Here is a 991-nt window from a genome sequence, read left to right as displayed (position 1 = left end):
GATATGTGTAAAATTTTCAATTTCGAACCTTTATTGAAATTAAAATTTGAATTTAAATAAAAGTTTTTTAAACTATCAATTTTACCAACATGATCTGAAAGTTTATGTTTTACATTTTTCCAATTAATTTTTTGGATTTTTTTTCTATAGCTTTCATTTATAATAAGTTTCTTTATAATGGTGTATAACTCATGTTCATTTATTTTATTGATAAATAATGAATTTTCAAAAGTTTCTGGAAGACCACCTTTTTTTGATGTTATTGTCGCACAACCAAAAGCAGCAGACTCCATGGCAGTTCTTCCAAATGGTTCTTGCCATCTTGATGGCACTACAGAAATCGATGCTTTTTTGTAATAATTTAAAATTTTACTATGATTTACCCAATCTAAAATCTTTAATCTATCATGTTGAAAATTAAATTTTTCTCTTGGTTCATTACCAATTGCCATAGCCTTCCAATTTTTAAATTTGTCCAAAATTTTAATAACTGACTTTCCATATATATCAAAACCTTTGGACGAATTGAGTTTTCCTGTAAAAATAATCACTTTTTCTTTTTTAGGAAATTTCTTGATAGGATTTATGGCTGGATACAAAATTTCACAGTTATTTCGATGATGATAAGGTAAATTTTCAAAAAATTTATTTTTAACCCATCCACTTACAAAATAAATTTGATCTGTGTTTTCGGCAATAAATGTTCTTTCTTTTATAGATGATGAAGAACGTAAGTCTTGCGGATTATTATGGTACACAAATATGAGTTTAGCTTTTACTTTTTTTTTTATTAGATAAAGAAGTGACTCAGGTCTATTATGTATTTCAATAATCTTAAAATTATATTTAAGATATTCTCTATATAATTTGTCAGTATAGGATATATTTTTTTTAACAAAAGACCTTCCTATCTTAAGGTTTTTAAAATTATTTAGTAATGGCTTTGAATTATCTTCAAGATTACCGTAAACGATTGATCTTTTTTTTTAAT

The 991-nt window shown here is 25.0% G+C and carries 1 protein-coding gene; it reads right to left on the bottom strand.

Annotation, left to right across the window (positions count from 1 at the left end; all coding sequences use genetic code 11):
* A partial coding sequence (locus tag AMN73_RS00790; protein WP_143323180.1) for a glycosyltransferase family 4 protein occupies window positions 1-758 on the bottom strand: 758 nt, incomplete at its 3' end.
* Window positions 759-991 lie beyond the last annotated feature (233 nt).

The organism is Candidatus Pelagibacter communis, assembly GCF_001179965.1.
GTDB lineage: Bacteria > Pseudomonadota > Alphaproteobacteria > Pelagibacterales > Pelagibacteraceae > Pelagibacter.
This window is presented reverse-complemented; position numbering and strand designations above follow the sequence as displayed.